The sequence below is a fragment of the Aliiglaciecola sp. M165 genome (assembly GCF_007197995.1).
GTDB lineage: Bacteria > Pseudomonadota > Gammaproteobacteria > Enterobacterales > Alteromonadaceae > Aliiglaciecola.
In genome coordinates this window covers 277339-292606 of record NZ_VKKH01000002.1, presented here as the reverse complement: position 1 = coordinate 292606, position 15268 = coordinate 277339, and the positions used below count along the sequence as shown (strand labels likewise).

12 protein-coding genes are annotated in these 15268 nt (G+C 43.8%); 5 read left to right on the top strand and 7 right to left on the bottom strand.

Going from position 1 to position 15268, the window contains the following annotated elements:
• Positions 1-91: 91 nt before the first annotated feature.
• From FM019_RS03555 to FM019_RS03545, 3 genes are all read right to left on the bottom strand, one after another.
• On the bottom strand, positions 92-517 hold the full coding sequence (locus tag FM019_RS03555) for a VOC family protein (RefSeq protein WP_143834526.1): 426 nt from the start codon (positions 515-517) through the stop codon (positions 92-94).
• Positions 518-602: 85 nt separating this feature from the next.
• Positions 603-2510, bottom strand: a complete 1908-nt coding sequence (locus FM019_RS03550; protein WP_143834525.1) for an ABC transporter substrate-binding protein — start codon at positions 2508-2510, stop codon at positions 603-605.
• A 79-nt stretch (positions 2511-2589) separates the two neighbouring features.
• Positions 2590-3573: a sensor domain-containing diguanylate cyclase gene (locus tag FM019_RS03545; RefSeq protein WP_143834524.1), complete on the bottom strand. Its 984-nt coding sequence runs from the start codon at positions 3571-3573 to the stop codon at positions 2590-2592.
• A gap of 321 nt (positions 3574-3894) precedes the next feature.
• On the opposite strand from FM019_RS03545, the gene FM019_RS03540 reads away from it, so the two are divergent.
• Entirely contained in the window at positions 3895-5298 is a 1404-nt protein-coding gene (locus FM019_RS03540; RefSeq protein WP_143834523.1) for an NAD(P)/FAD-dependent oxidoreductase, read from the top strand.
• Positions 5299-5456: 158 nt separating this feature from the next.
• Here FM019_RS03540 and FM019_RS03535 read toward each other — a convergent pair whose 3' ends face one another.
• The 4 genes from FM019_RS03535 to FM019_RS03520 are packed head-to-tail and all read right to left on the bottom strand — an operon-like array spanning position 5457 to position 9407.
• Positions 5457-6224, bottom strand: a complete 768-nt coding sequence (locus FM019_RS03535; RefSeq protein ID WP_143834522.1) for a glucose 1-dehydrogenase — start codon at positions 6222-6224, stop codon at positions 5457-5459.
• Positions 6224-7336 (bottom strand): DUF5938 domain-containing protein, encoded by a 1113-nt coding sequence (locus tag FM019_RS03530; RefSeq protein WP_143834521.1) that lies wholly within the window; start codon positions 7334-7336, stop codon positions 6224-6226. The genes FM019_RS03535 and FM019_RS03530 overlap by 1 nt, the downstream gene beginning before the upstream one ends.
• Before the next feature lie 25 nt (positions 7337-7361).
• Positions 7362-7838, bottom strand: a complete 477-nt coding sequence (locus tag FM019_RS03525) for a DUF3237 domain-containing protein (RefSeq protein WP_143834520.1) — start codon at positions 7836-7838, stop codon at positions 7362-7364.
• A 9-nt stretch (positions 7839-7847) separates the two neighbouring features.
• Positions 7848-9407, bottom strand: coding sequence for an AMP-binding protein (locus FM019_RS03520; protein ID WP_143834519.1), 1560 nt, complete (start codon positions 9405-9407; stop codon positions 7848-7850).
• 124 nt (positions 9408-9531) lie between these two features.
• Between FM019_RS03520 and FM019_RS03515 the strand changes: the two genes are divergently transcribed.
• The 4 genes from FM019_RS03515 (at position 9532) to FM019_RS03500 (ending at position 15217) form a co-directional block, all read left to right on the top strand.
• Positions 9532-10107, top strand: a complete 576-nt coding sequence (locus FM019_RS03515; protein WP_143834518.1) for a TetR/AcrR family transcriptional regulator — start codon at positions 9532-9534, stop codon at positions 10105-10107.
• Between the two features lie 96 nt (positions 10108-10203).
• Positions 10204-11385, top strand: a complete 1182-nt coding sequence (locus tag FM019_RS03510; protein WP_143834517.1) for a thiolase C-terminal domain-containing protein — start codon at positions 10204-10206, stop codon at positions 11383-11385.
• Positions 11386-11419: 34 nt separating this feature from the next.
• A complete protein-coding gene (locus FM019_RS03505; protein ID WP_185969174.1) occupies positions 11420-13915 on the top strand; it encodes a TonB-dependent receptor in 2496 nt (831 codons plus the stop codon).
• An 18-nt stretch (positions 13916-13933) separates the two neighbouring features.
• Positions 13934-15217: an acyl-CoA dehydrogenase family protein gene (locus FM019_RS03500; protein WP_143834515.1), complete on the top strand. Its 1284-nt coding sequence runs from the start codon at positions 13934-13936 to the stop codon at positions 15215-15217.
• The last annotated feature ends 51 nt before the right edge of the window (positions 15218-15268 follow it).

The window sequence follows — 15268 nt, the reverse complement described above, 5'->3', positions numbered from 1 at the left end:
AAAAAATGTTACGAGACTACTTTTTAAGCAAAAGCGTAAGAAAAAGTTCATTTTGAAATAAAAAATTTCAAAATGAATTAAATTGAGGAGATTAGGAGTTACTAGAAGCTGGGTTAATTAACGCGCAAAGCTGCAAAACTGGCCCGAGTCCAGATGGGTGCTCAAGGTCGACGACGGACCAATCTGACAGCCCTTTTCGTTTACTTTTTGCATTCACACAGATGTCTTGTTTCTCCAACCTAGAAATTTGTTTGTCTAAATCATCACACCCTAATGAGAGTAAAAAAAGACCTTCGCCACGATGCGCTAGAATACGCGCGACTTCGCCTTGCTCTGAAAGAGGTTGAACCAATACAAGCCAGCAATTATTAAGTTGAAAGCGAGCGGTATTAACGTTTCGTAAAGGAAGAGATTCTCTAATCGCATCCTGGCTTAGCACTTTTGAAAGGTACTCGCAGGTTGTATCGAGATCTTTAACTAAGAAATTAATGTGATGCACAGATAAGGTGTCGCGCATTTTTTTCTCCAGGCAAAAGCGATTCAGTGAGTATTGTTGAGAGGGCGTCAATGTTCCAAGGAAAGCAAAATAGCAGCCAGGATGTTTAGAAGTTCAATGTTTCGGGAAGTGACGCAATACCAAATTCATTAGTAATTGCTTTGTATTCGTCCGTTTCCTTGAATGTCCGCAGCGACTCTGAGACGTCATTAACTAAACCTGCATGCTTCTTGGCTAAATAATGATAAACAGGAATATCCATCAATTTATTCAGGCATAAATCAAACAGTCGATCCTTTTTGGTGTGAAGATCAGACTCAAACATTAATACGTAATCCAGATTTCCCTGCTCAAAAGCTTGCCACGTAGCGTCTAGGTCTCGCTCAATAAGGTTGTCACTGCTTAATGAAGAAGCCAGTTGTTGCAAAGCGACAGCATCGCTTTTATAGCCAAGGGATTTACCGGTCAAAATCTGGTTATTTTCTAATTGGCAGGTATTGCTTTTCCCCACTAAAAACACTTTGTTAATGCCCACAGGCTCTGGCACTTTGATAGCCAATTCTTCCAGTTGAGGTAATTCAATGGCTCTAATCAAATCACCATCTGCTGCCAAACGAAGCGAGTTAATCACCGCATCCGAGGTATCAAATCGGTTAACGTGAAACGTGTATCCTAGCTGTTTGTATACATGATGTAGGATTTTGGATACGAAAAACGTGCCTCGCAATCCGCTGAGTGTCGAAAAGCTAAGTAGTTTACTGTTGTCGATTGAATCGGGCGCTTCCTCAGTGCTCGTGGCTAAATCAGAAGAGCTTAGCGCCTCTATGTGGCTCACGTTGGCAACTTTAATACTTTGCGTAATTGCTTGTGCCCATGAAGAAGACGTTTGGATTGACGTATCCCGATCAAAATACTGTATTTGTTGTTTGGTTTTGTTTAACCACTGTTGCGCACTTCTGGTGCGGGCGGAAGTCTTTACTGCCTGACTAGGTTGATTGCTTACAGACAGCCAACCTAATTTGTACGCAGTTGCATCAATTGCTGTGAAGTCGATTAAAAACTCCAATAGCTTTGCATTATTCTCGGAATTCGAACTTGAAACCGGAACGACTAAAACTTCCAATGGAGCAACTTCAGTTTGGCGAGGAGTATTTTCAAATTGAGGGAAGGGGAAAAAGCCGATTTTGTCATCAGCGATTCGTTGGGCTTTGCTTTCTATAAATTGACCACTTAATGTCATGGCCGCTTGCTTACGAACAACGGAAACAATGGGTTGCTCCCAATTCCAAGCATGTTCGTTAGCAAAAAACAAATCCTTCGACACCAAATAGTCAAATGCTTCTATTAATTTTTTATCTTGTATGGATGCGCCAAATTCACCAGCAAGTAGCTTATTGCGATAGGGAACCCCACCGATATTCAATGCAAGATAATCTAACCAAGCTAATACTGGCCACTCGTCGACTGTTGCTTGGACAAGGGGTTTAATGCCATTTTGTTTTAAGGCTTCGTTAATCGCAATAAATTCCGACCAATTACTCGGTGGCTTTAAGTCAAACTCTGAAAACACCTCTTTATTATAATAAAACCCCCATATGTAGTGACCCAGAGGCAGTGCATAAACCTGCCCTTGGCTGCTGACTGCGTCAATAGTGCTTTGCAGATATTGCTGTTTAAAGTGGGTGATGTCGATAAGGTCAGACAGAGGAACAATCTCTTGCTTAGAAATAAGGTTTGTAAGTCGCTTTCCTCCTTGCCAGTAGAGAACGTCATATGTACCTAGTTCCACCCAGTTACGAATATGTTTTTTAAAATTGATGTCGCTAAAAAACTGTACGTCGACTTGTATATCAGTTGAGTTTTCGAATTGAGTAAACAAGTTTGAATAGACCCGCATTTGCTCGGGCCCGGTGGCTAGTATGGCGATTTTGAGTTTATTATCAGACGCGAGAAGCCCACTTGAGGCAAAGCTCAAAATAAGAAAGCAGAATATACTCAGGCGTTTAGCTAACAATAATCTCTCAACTGTTGAATCGCTGCCTTGCGAGTGACTACAGGGTTAAATCTAATCTCTTTTTACTGGATTAGCAAGATTACACAATACAAGTTTGATTCTTACCTTGTCGTTTTGCTTGGTATACGCCCTTGTCTGCTCGCTCTATCATGTTGTCTAGGGATTGAGTTGAATCACAGGATGTTAAACCAATACTTAAAGTAATATTAAATTCGCTATTGTCGCGAATTTTTTGATGAATTCTATCGGCTATAGGTTTAGCCCCTTTTAAATCGATTCCAGGTAAATAAATGACAAATTCTTCACCCCCAAAGCGACCTAATACATCGCTTGCCCTGATACATTGGTTAATGGTTTCGGCAATAAACCTAAGCACATCGTCGCCATAGACGTGCCCGAAAGTATCATTAATGACTTTAAAGTCGTCTGCATCAATGAACATCAATGAAGAAACCTGCAAGTCTTCAGAAACAATCTCAACGGTATTGTAAAAAGCATGACGATTGAATAGACCCGTAAGTGGGTCTCTTTGTGCTTGGCGCTTTAACAATTCAATTTGATGTTGGTTGGTGTAACGTTCAAGTTCAACAGAGACACGTGCTGCGACAAATTCAATGAAGGAGCTATAATATTCGGTATCAATAATTTTGTTTGAGTCTAATAGTGCGATAAGCCCAAACAGTTTTCCTTGTACAATGGTAGGGGCACCAATATAGCTCTGCACTTGCATATCTACTAGCATGGTGTCGTCAGGAAAACGCTCTGCGACCTGCTCTGGATGTATACACACACGATTGCCAGTAAAAACGTTCTGGCAGGGCGTGCCCATAAGGTCATACACAAAATTGTCTCCGACCTCACCTCTCACCAAAGTCACAACGGTTTGTATTTTTGTGTAAGTGGGTTTAAGTGCATAACCAAACAATATGTACTCAAACTCGAATTGCTTCCACAAATTCACCGCAATGGCCTGTAAATAATCTAAGCCATGCAATGACGCATCGACATCCAACAATGCTTGCAACATTTTAATTGTACTGGCACCCGATAACTTAGGCTTCATTTAGGCTACTTCTCTTTAGTTATGCAACAAGATTAGCGCCGATTAAACCAGGGCCATCGTTTCCCTGTATGTTTTAGGACATTGGCATCCTTGACTAATTATCGTCAAGTATAGGCAATGTACGCTGAAAATTGCACAAACAATTGACGAATAAAGAGTTTTGGAGAGTTATCTTTACCTAACATATGCAAAACAGTTCACACAATGTGGAATCGGATTAGGGTAAACGATTTGAAGCGGAAATTTCGTTTTAAGGCCCTTGACCTAGCACTGCATTTTCTAACATAGTGGCACAGTTAATATTGGAAAATCTGGAATTACATGTCACAAACAATCAAAGCCGATTACCTCATAATCGGTGCCGGCGCTAGCGGTGTCGCCTTTGCCGATACCGTTTTAAGCGAATCTGACGCGACTATGATCATTGTGGATAAAGAAGACAAGCCAGGTGGTCATTGGAACCATGCTTATTCCTTTGTGACCTTGCATCAGCCCTCATCATTTTACGGTGTAAGCTCTAAAGAATTAAGTCGCGGTGTGAAAGACGAAGTTGGATTAAACAAGGGGTTGAATGAGCTAGCCTCTGGCGCTGAAGTGCTGGCCTACTTTGATGAGTTAATGCGCGAGACCTTTTTACCCAGTGGCAAAGTGCGCTATTTTCCAAAATGTGAATACCTAGGTGATGGGGTGATCCGTTCAATCCTCACCGGGCAAACGTTTAACGTGGAGGCTAACAAAATAGTTGACTCTACCTATTACAAAACCAGCATTCCTGCGACGCACACGCCAGTATTTAGCATTGATGATTCAGTCAATTTCATGCCACCTAATAATCTACCTAAACTACAAACCAAGATTGACGGTGTCACTATCATCGGTGGTGGTAAAACAGGTATAGATACTTGCCTATGGTTGTTGGAACGAGGTGTTCCAGCAGATAACATTCGCTGGATCATGCCAAGAGATGCTTGGTTAATTGATCGAAGAAATACCCAGCCTACAAAAGAATTCTTTGCCGACACCATAGGTGCGCAAGCTGGGCAAATGGAAGCCATCGCCAACTCTACTTCAATGGAAGACATGTTTTTGAGATTAGAGCAAGCGGGGGTTTTTCTGCGCCTAGATAGAAATGTGTTGCCGAAAATGTTCCATGGAGCAACGGTCAGTAAAATGGAACTTGAAGAACTGGGTAAAATAAAAAAAGTGGTGCGACTCGGCAGGGTTAGCGCAGTGGAAGCGTCAAGAATCGTCCTGGTTGAAGGTGAAATTCCGCTACCTGATAATGAGATCGTTGTAGATTGCACTGCCAGTGCAATCACTAACCTGGAGATTAGTCCGGTATTCAGTGAGAACACGATAACACTGCAAACCGTCAGATCTTATCAACCCGTTTTTAGCGCCTCGTTTATCGCACACATCGATTTGAACTATGACGATATTAAAAAGAAAAACGATTTATGTCGTGTTGTTCCATTGCCTAACCACGATTACGATTGGGTCGAACTGACCTATCGCAACATGATGAATCAGTTTTTTTGGTCTAAAGAACCAGGATTAAAAAAGTGGCTGCAGAACAACCGTCTTGACGGCTTTATGGCAATGGTTGCTGGCGTAAAATTCTACGAGTTCGAGAACCTCAAAATTCTAAATCGAATGAGAAAAGCGGCCAAACCCGCAATTGCTAAACTTAAAGAATATAAAGCACAGATTGACAAAGGCCATTGAGGTTAAAAAAACAACTTTTCCATAGGGAGAGCGGCACTCAACTCATATTGAGTGCTGTTTTTCGGCCGTAGACATCAAGGACTCAAACGCCTTTCTGCGTTGAATTTTGGCACAGAAGGCTTTTTAAAATCCTTTGGCGTTTATTTTATTATTGCGCGTTATTGCGCGACCCAGCCACCATCCACTGTAAAAATACTGCCGGTGACAAATGAAGCTCTTTCTGAACACACCCAAACTATGGCTTCAGCAATTTCATCTGCGGTGCCAAGCCGACCAATCGGGTGCATGGCCGCGAGTTGTTCCTTCGCTTCTGGGTTCCCCATGGCCGCGGCTAAATTATCTATCATGGGAGTTTGAATGCATCCAGGGCAGATAGAGTTAGTTCGAATCCCGTCCGCTGAATGTTCTATAGCAGCAACTTTAGTCAATCCATTTACACCATGTTTACTCATTACATAAGCGCCTAATCCTGCATAGCCGACATTTCCGGCTAAAGAAGACATGTTTACAATTGAGCCTTTATTCCCATGCTTCAACATGGCCTTAATAACGTACTTCATGCACAACCATACGCCACGTAAATTGATACTGGACAAACGGTCGAAATCCGAGCGCTCCATATCAATAATTGTGCTTATATGCTCGACGCCTGCGTTATTAACCAAATTGTCAACGCGACCATAGACGGAAATTGTTCGCTCGACCATTAGCGCTACATCCTCTTCACTCGCCGTATCGCAACTTATAAATTGAGCTTCGCCTCCAGCATTTTGAATCATTTGTACGGTTTCCATTCCTTCTGATTCGAGTATGTCGGATACCACAACTTTACTGCCTTCTTTGGCGAACAATAATGAGGTAGCACGACCGATACCACGAGCCCCGCCTGTTACGATAGTAACTTTGTTTTCAGCCAGGAGAGTCATTAAATATTCTCTTCCATTTTGATCAGACCGTAACTCTCCAGCGCGCCGAACAATTCGTTATGTCCAAATGCCTGGCACGGTGACGCAAAACCCGTTTTAAACGGTGCGTTGTGAAGCAGATGAAATGCACCGACGGCCTGTAACAAACCTGTTTGCAAATAAGCACCCGTGCCATTTAGTAATACACTTTTTTGTGACAAATTGCCGCGACCTCTAACCAAATCGATAGTGCGGTGAATTCGTCTATTCTCTCTTGGTGGCATGCCGCTTTGCATCGCATCCGCTTTACTCAGCAATATTGTTTTTTGCTCGTCCTGAGGTAACGGACGAATGTTTTGCTCAAAATCTTCGGTTGCTGCTAACACCATGTTCATTAACTCTCGACTATGATTGCCACCAATTGCCCGTACATTGGATACACGGTGATCATCTTTGAACCATACCGGATGGCTCATGCCTCCCCATGGCAAAGCCAACGCAGTCATGACTTCAGAAGGAATCGGAACCTCGAAGCTTGTGCCAGGCTGCCATTTTTCATACTTACCTTGTTGCAAATAGAATGCATCATGCTGAAGTACAGAGAAAAAACTCTGTGTTGAAGCGTAGGTAGGAATTCCTTTAAACAGCACTAATACGTCTAGTGTGTCTATTCCAGGTGTTTCCAGGACATATTGTGCAGCTATTTCGCTGGTGGCATACATGTAGGACATTGAAGGCACACATACCAAGTTTTTTTCTGCAAACAATGGTCCCCAATGTTCCTGACATCTAATAACCCAGGGTTGCTCACCTGTCGTATCAATGTAGTGGGCTCCTGCATCTAGTGCCGCTTCTGCAACAATGTCTCCGTAATCTACAAATGGACCTGTCACGTTGCAAACGACTTTTGCACCTTTGAATAACTCAGTGAGCGCAGCCTTTTCCATAGGGGCTTCTGCGATATCGTAGTCGGCAGTATCAATGCCAGGTACTGTTGCTAGCGACTGTTCAATCCGGGCTTTATCACGTCCGGCTGCGGTAAACGAGATACTGTACTCTCTTAAAAACTCTGCGACTAAACGTCCCGTGTATCCACTTGCTCCGTATAATACGACTTCATTCGTTGTGCTCATGTCTTGATTCCTATGGATATAATGATTATTTAACCGTGTATACGGTATAGATAACACCTCCGGCACCGGTCATACCGGAGCCTACGGCTACTATTTTGTTGAGCCAGGCATACTTATCACTGCTGGTCTCAAACAAAGGTAATATTCTGAAATAGTAGGTATCGCTATTCTCACTTGGGTCCGGCTTGGCAAAATCGAAGGCAGCAGCCAAACCCTCTGGATGATCAGCGCCTGCTCTTCCTAAGTAAGACATAAAAATTAAATCACCTTCGACAGTCCGAAGACTAAGACGAACATCGATGGAAAGGGATCCATCGCTTCTCATTCGCCCCCAATCTGCGCACGTACCAGGAACAATTTCCCCTTCAATTTTTGGGCCTTTAAACGACCCTCCAATTACCGGGAAAATAATACGATTACCTTCAGGGGTGTTGCCTAAATCCAGTGCTTCACCAAGTTGTCCTTGGATAGTGAATAAGAGTTCTAATTCAATTGATTGCATCGTAGTCCCCTAATTAATTTGCCTAGATTGCTGACCCCAAAATTGTGCGCGCAGGGCTTTCTTGTCTGGTTTACCATAGGGGGTTAGAGGGATTTCGTCGACCAATTTGATATGTTTCGGGACTTTGTACTTGGCCAGTTTGGTCTTACAGTGATTGATGATTTTATCTTCATCCACTTGCTCTTCGACACCCACAATAAAAGCCGTTACCGCTTCACCCCAGTCATCATCAGGTACACCAATCACAACGACTTGACCGGTCAGGATGGTTTCATTTACCACGTTTTCAACTTCAGTTGAATAAACATTCATGCCGCCCGAGATGATCATGTCGTTGGCACGGTCAACGAGAAAAACGTGACCAGATTCATGTTGGTACCCAACATCACCGGTGCGTAGATGCGAACCAATATAGGATGTTTCTGTTTTTGCAGGGTTTTTATAATAACGCTCTAAGGAATAATAACTTTTAACTGTAATTTCGCCGACTTCGCCGTACTCTAAAACAGTGCCGGATTCATCCCTGATCGCCACATTGCAGAACATAACAGGTTGACCGCAAGACGTTTGAAACTGCTCTTTGAGGTGATCTTGTTTGGATAATACGGTGACGAAATTGGGGACCTCTGTTTGGCCATAGATTTGCAGAAAAATGGGGCCAAAATATTCCAATCCCTGACGCAATCGGGCAGCAGTAATAGGCGATGCACCATAAACTATAGTGCGCAACGAACTGCAATTTATTTCGCCAAGTCTGGGAGCATCTAAAAGGCGGTAGATCATGGTTGGGACCATAAAACACCAAGTGATTTTGGTCGTTTCTATCAGATTTAGAACGCGCGTGATATCAAAGCCGTTTTCTATGGTTATCTGCGCCCCCATGAGTAATGCTGAAAGCACAAATTGTTGTGCGGAATGCGGCAGGGGTGAACAAATAAGTAAATGTTCGTCCTGTCTAATTTCTGCATAAGTCAGATGACTGAGAAAATTCACCAATAAGGATTCTTGCGTATGGTAAACACCTTTTGGTTTGCCCGTTGTACCACCCGTATAAATAATTAGCCCTGGATCTTTAGCGTCCGGAGTGTCCCCACTTTTCAGTGTCGAAGACGTCTTTGCGACCACATTATCAACGCTGACAAAACCTTCTAATACGTCCTTAGTATCAGAGCAACTTATTTTGACTTTCACCGCGGACAATTCAGACTGAATAGCGTTAATTGTGGGTGCGAAACTAGTATGTGAGATAACCGCCTTTGCATCGGCATGGTTGATCATATAGCCAACATCATTGGCAGCCAACATATCATTTAGCGGGACCTTGCATGCACCCGCCAAGATAATTGCAATATCGGCAATCACATAATCAACACTATTGCGCAATAGTAATACAACTTTGTCACCGCGACCGACACCCAAGGCGTTGAGTGCATTCGCAAGTTTTGAAGCCTGAACAAGCAATTCTCTGTAAGTTAATTTACCATCAGGGGCAGTAACGGCCACTTTGTCTTGATGGCGCTTAAGTGCTTGATAAAAATGGTCACGCAGAATCAATGAGTCTGATCGCATATTAAATGCCTTATAATTAATCGTGCCGATTGGAATATATGTCGACTTTTGTTAACGCTGTGTTATATTTTTAGATCAGTTTGGGTAACATATCAAGTAAAAAATTACCAATAATGGAAAGGTTATGGTTGGAAGAAAAAAACAAATGAGCGATGAGGCGTTAATGGATGCGCTAGAGGAAATCTTTTTAGCAGAAGGTTATCGTGACATTACACAAAAAGAACTAGCTAAACGTTTGGGGTGTTCATTCCGCCGTTTATACAACATTGCAGACAGCAAAGAATCGCTATTTTTATTGGTAATCGATCGGTTTTTTAATGCCATGAAAAAGAGTGGTTGGGCCGTGTCATCAACTAGCAAACCTTTGACAACAAGAGTCACCGATTATTTGCAGGTAGGTATACAGGCTGCATCTCGTGCAGGAGACGGATTTAATCGGGACATCGCCAGCACGAAAGCAGGGCAGCTATTGTTTGACAGTTTACAAAAAGAACGTATTTCGGGATTAAAAGAACTGGTTCAGGAGGGGATAGAATCTGGTGAGTTTGAAAAGTACCACGCCTATTTCGTCGCCGAAGTGATGATTCAGGTGACTCGACGTGTCCGCGAACCTGATTTTCTAGCTAAATCAGGGATGACTTTTTCCGAGAGTCTAGAAGAGTTAAGCAAGTTGTTGAGGTTTGGATTATTGCATCGGTAATATTTATCAGCTTGCGTTACCTTAAAAGGTAATATATTCTTAGTTTCGTTACCAATAGTTAACATAGTGTTAACAGTATGCAGCGAGACAAAGAAAATGCCTCTACAACCCGTCTATATTGCGGGTGTCGGAATGACACCCTTTCATCGACCTAGCGTCCTTATCGGTTACGAACAGCTTGCGCCACAAGCAGTGCAATTAGCATTAACTGATGCGGGCGTAGAATATACTGACATCCAACAAATCTATGCCGGATGGGCTTACGGCGATACAACAAGTGGGCAAAGAGCATTAGCAAGTTTAGGGGCCACTGGCGTTCCTTTTTTCAATGTCAACAATGCATGCTCTTCAGGATCTAGCGCTTTATATTTAGCAAGACAGGCCGTTCAAAATGGTGCAGTTGATTGCGCACTGGTAGTTGGGTTTGAACAAATGCCCGCGGGTGCTCTGGAATTATTTTTTATTGATCGTAGTTCTGTTCTTGAATTGCATGCGGCTATCGCCGATAAAACCATAGACCCTTCTTCCGGACCGCTTACTCCAAGAATATTTGCCGCCGCGGGTGTCGAGCATATGCGCCGAGATGGAATAAGCGCCGAAGCCTATGCAATGATTGCGGTCAAAGCCCGTGCTCATGCGGCGCGAAATCCAAAGGCCGCCTATCAAAATCCAGTCTCCATAGCAGAAGTGCTAAGTAGCCGTGCAATCGTATCTCCACTGACGAAATTGCAGTGCTGTCCACCAACTAGCGGTGCCGCTGCTGCCATCATTTGTTCCGCTAGCTACGCCAAACGAAATGGTTTATCTACAGACGTTGAGCTCAAGGGTATGGGTTTAACCAGTGATACCAATAGCACTTTTTCTGGAAGTGCAATTTCAATGGTTGGATACGATATTTCCGCACGAGCAGCGTCGCACGCATACAACGAATCGGGCATTAGTCCAAATGAAATCGATGTAGTCGAACTGCATGATTGCTTCACTATTAATGAGGCGCTCAGCTATGAGTCACTGGGACTGACCTCCAAGGGAACCGCTGAAAAATTTATTGTTGATGGCAACAACACTTATGGCGGATCAGTCGTGGTGAATCCATCGGGTGGGCTTTTGTCGAAAGGCCATCCATTAGGCGCAACGGGTCTTGCTCAAATCACTGAACTTACATTGCAATTGCGCGGCCAAGCGCAGGCGCGTCAAGTTCCTAATGCACGAACGGCTTTGCAGCACAACGTTGGTCTCAACGGTGCCGCCGTGGTTAGCGTGCTGGTTAAAAACTGACATTACCAAAAACTTTACACGGGTGGGATTTAATATGAATACTAACAAAAAGCCTTTTGGGCACACACTCATCGCGATCACATTGGCTAGCCTATGTGGTATTCCTGCAATAGCTTATGCGCAGACTGATACTCCTGATACAGAAGACTATGAAAAAATCATCGTCACTGCTGAACGACGGGCAACCAATCTTCAACAAACCGCCGCCTCTGTTAGTGCGCTGGGAATAAATGATCTGAAAAAGCGCAACATAGACGATGTCGAAGATCTAGGCATTAGCAATACCAGCCTCCAAGTGAGTTTTTATCAAGGTGAGGCTCAAGTGTTTATGCGCGGCATAGGAACACCCATTACCGTTGGGGGGACAGAAGGCTCGACAGCCATTTACAAAGATGGCGAATTCTTATCCAGAGCGGCAGCATCCATTCCCGGTTTTTTTGATGTGCAACAAGTAGAAGTCCTAAAAGGTCCTCAGGGGACATTATATGGTCGAAATGCTACGGCAGGTTCAATTGTCATCACCTCGAAAAAGCCAACAGAAGAATTCACTGGAGAATTTAAAGGCACAATCGGTAGTTACAACAGGCGGGAAATATCTGCTGCGATTAGCGGACCCATCGTGGAAGACGTGTTGTTGTATCGATTGGCTGCTCAAAAAAATGATCGAGATGGATTCACTGATTTGCAAACAGGTGACGGCAATATTATTGAGGCGGAAGATAAGGATGAGACATTCTTGCGAGGTGTGCTGGAATATCGGGCATCTGAGCACCTGACGTTTTCTTTAGCTGCAGATTATTACAAGGCAGATGACCGCAACAATATTTTCTTTTCTATTGCGGACAGTTTTTTTGTGACTGATCCCACAGCTCACCCTTTTATTCTGCCCGGAGGATCAGGTGTAGAGCCGGCGGTGACACCACTTGGTGTGTTTACTGGAAGTGATGTTTTTCCAGAAGGTTTTCGGGGGATCAATCCCTTTTATATTGCCCAGAGAGGAGATTTGGGGCCAGATACTGGTCAATTCGTTATTGATGTGGGGCGTTCGCTAGCCGACCTGTTTTTTGGTCCAAATACCTACAATGGGGCGATAACGCCGGGTACGCCGAGTAAGTTGCGCTCTCGAGACGATCAATATGCCGATACCGTGCCGTTCAATACGCCGGAAATCTTTGGTATCAGTGGACGATTTGATTATGAAAAAGATGATTTTACCTTTTCTTCGCTCACCGCTTATCGAGAGACCAAGCCTGAAAACTTTACTGATTTTGATTTATCTACCGCGTTTGCAGGTAGCCAGTATCGTGCGGAAGATCAATGGCAGTTCATTCAGGAGTTCCAAGTCGCATCGACCCTCGGCGAAAAACTCGATTGGATAGCTGGTTTATCGTATTTTGAAGAAGAAAACGATATTCAAAATGAATACCCAATTGCTAGCACATTAGCTGTTATGGGGGTGTTTTTAGCAACGGGGTTTGATCCGATTGAATCACTCAATCTGCTACCCAACTTTGACAATACTGCGCCTTGTTGCACATTTGAGTTAAATGGTTCGCTGCAAACCAAAGCCTATTCGGCGTTCGTTGATGCGGTTTATCAACACACCGAAAAGCTTACTATCCGCGGTGGTGTGCGATATTCCTATGAGAAAAGAGGCGGCAGTAACGACCTATTCACCCAGGCGCCTATCCCACAGAACGACCCCTTCTTTAATGTTACGGAATTTGAAGACCGATCCTTCGCCTCGTTCACACCAAAAATTGGCGTGAACTATCAGTACAGTAACAACGTTTTTCTTTATACCAATGTGTCCACTGGTTTTAAAAGTGGAGGTTACAATATAGGATCTTTGCAGAATGAAAACTTTGATGAAGAGTACGTTGTGTCTTATGAAGCGGGATTGCGGAGTGATTTTTTCGACAATCGATTTCGTTTCAACGCGACCGCTTTTTTCTACGATTACACCGACCTGCAAGTACAAACAGTTGAAAACAATAATATTCGTGTGGAAAACGCCACAGATGCGGAGATCAGCGGGTTGGAGATCAGTGGATTTTTCAGGATTACTGACGATTTTGTAGTGGATTATTCAGCGACCTGGTTAGACACGGAGATCCTGGAATTTGTCACTGAAGATCCGGCTAGACCTGCTTTAGGTCCTTTAAATTTAGCGGGTAATGAGCTGCCCAAAGCGCCGGAGTCGCAATTTGCGCTTGGCGCACAATATACTTTCGATTTAAATGACGCTGGCTACCTTGTCGCCCGAGTTGATTGGTCATTCCAGGACGATATCTACTTCAATCAATTTAACATCGAAGCCTTAAGCCAGGAAAGTTATGACTGGTTTAAGGCTAGCATTACATGGGAAAGCCTTGAGGATGACTGGCGCGTTTCGTTGTTTGCCGACAATATCAGCGATGAGGAAGTCGTGACTAATGGCGTGTTCAACGGTGGCGTTTCAGGACAGCTAGGGTTGGGTAATCTGGCCCCACCAAGAACGGTCGGCTTGTCGGTAGAGTATCTATTCTGAATATAGGAGATTTGATTTATGCGTTTGATATCTGAAGTCGCCGAACCGGAATTGTCGTCACTCGGATTAGAGCTTGGGCTCTCTGAACAGGAAAAATCGCTTCAACTTAAACTGAGGGATTTTTGTGATGCTGTAGTGAACCCTGCGGCAAAACTAATTGACCAACTTCCCGCATCAGCGGTGGGAAAAAATGCTTTATTTTGGGAAATGTATTCTTCATTCAATAGCTTGGGTTTAAATGTGGATGATTTGTACCTCAGCACGGATAAGTTGAAAGCGAATCGATTGAAGTCCATTGCCTACCAGGAGTTGGGCCGAGGTGATGCAGGATTTGCGATAGGATTGATGGTCGCTAACTACCCCTATGTCATGTGCCGTTTGCTTGGAAGACATGATCTCGCCGAGAAGGCTGCAGGAAAAATGGGCTGTTGGATTGCAACCCAACCCTCTCGAGGAAGCGATGTTGGCGATATTGAGGGAACCGAAAAACCAAATGAATCAAGACACCAGCCTGGTGAAATGTATGCACAGATTAATGATTCGGAAGTTATTTTATATGGTGAATCTTCTGATTGGGTATCGCTGGCACCGGTAGCCAGTATTGCGATTGGATATTTCCCACTTCGCGAAAAGCAGCGTCCACTATTCAACAAGGATGGAACCACAAAAGGTATAGGTGTGTTTGTGCCTCTGGATTCGGAAGGCGTAAGTAAGGGCGCGGCCCTTGAAAAATTGGGGCAACGCACGCTACCGCAAGGTTCGATTAAATTTAATCATGTCCGCTTGCCTATTGATCACATCATTGCAGGGCCTGACGATTATCGGGCAAGCATGCTGTCAGCACTATGTGAGGGTAATCACACAATGGCTGCTGTATTTACCGGCTGCGCGCAACGGGCTTATGAATTAGCCATGGAATATTCGCATAATCGTATTCAAGGTGGTGTTCCCATTGTAAAACATCAGGCAGTTCATTTACGACTGTTTGATATTTTCAGGCGCATAGAATCGATGCGAGCTGTGACCAAACAGTCTTTTGATTACAACGCTCTGGCGAAAGCTCCACATTTGTTATCAGCAACTGTCGCTAAAGTGCATGTCACAGAAAACGCGGTAATAGCCATATCAGAGTGCATGCGATTATTTGGTGGCAAAGGACTGATAAAGTCGTGTCCGATGGAGAAATTGTTACGAGATGCCCGTGCCTCAGTTACCGAAGATGGTGACAATCATTTGTTATCATTAAAAGCGGGCACTTACTTGTCCTGGGCCCATACAGGATTTGCAAAGCCTGAGTTCTAACTAACCTCAGGTTAACTATTTTGCATAGTAGATACTGACGGATGAACGCAC

Coding starts and splice junctions, on each gene's coding strand:
- FM019_RS03555 (WP_143834526.1), bottom strand. CDS start 517: ATGCGCGACACCTTATCTGTGCATCACATTAATTTCTTAGTTAAAGAT.
- FM019_RS03545 (WP_143834524.1), bottom strand. CDS start 3,573: ATGAAGCCTAAGTTATCGGGTGCCAGTACAATTAAAATGTTGCAAGCA.
- FM019_RS03540 (WP_143834523.1), top strand. CDS start 3,895: ATGTCACAAACAATCAAAGCCGATTACCTCATAATCGGTGCCGGCGCT.
- FM019_RS03535 (WP_143834522.1), bottom strand. CDS start 6,224: ATGACTCTCCTGGCTGAAAACAAAGTTACTATCGTAACAGGCGGGGCT.
- FM019_RS03530 (WP_143834521.1), bottom strand. CDS start 7,336: ATGAGCACAACGAATGAAGTCGTATTATACGGAGCAAGTGGATACACG.
- FM019_RS03525 (WP_143834520.1), bottom strand. CDS start 7,838: ATGCAATCAATTGAATTAGAACTCTTATTCACTATCCAAGGACAACTT.
- FM019_RS03520 (WP_143834519.1), bottom strand. CDS start 9,407: ATGCGATCAGACTCATTGATTCTGCGTGACCATTTTTATCAAGCACTT.
- FM019_RS03515 (WP_143834518.1), top strand. CDS start 9,532: ATGGTTGGAAGAAAAAAACAAATGAGCGATGAGGCGTTAATGGATGCG.
- FM019_RS03510 (WP_143834517.1), top strand. CDS start 10,204: ATGCCTCTACAACCCGTCTATATTGCGGGTGTCGGAATGACACCCTTT.
- FM019_RS03505 (WP_185969174.1), top strand. CDS start 11,420: ATGAATACTAACAAAAAGCCTTTTGGGCACACACTCATCGCGATCACA.
- FM019_RS03500 (WP_143834515.1), top strand. CDS start 13,934: ATGCGTTTGATATCTGAAGTCGCCGAACCGGAATTGTCGTCACTCGGA.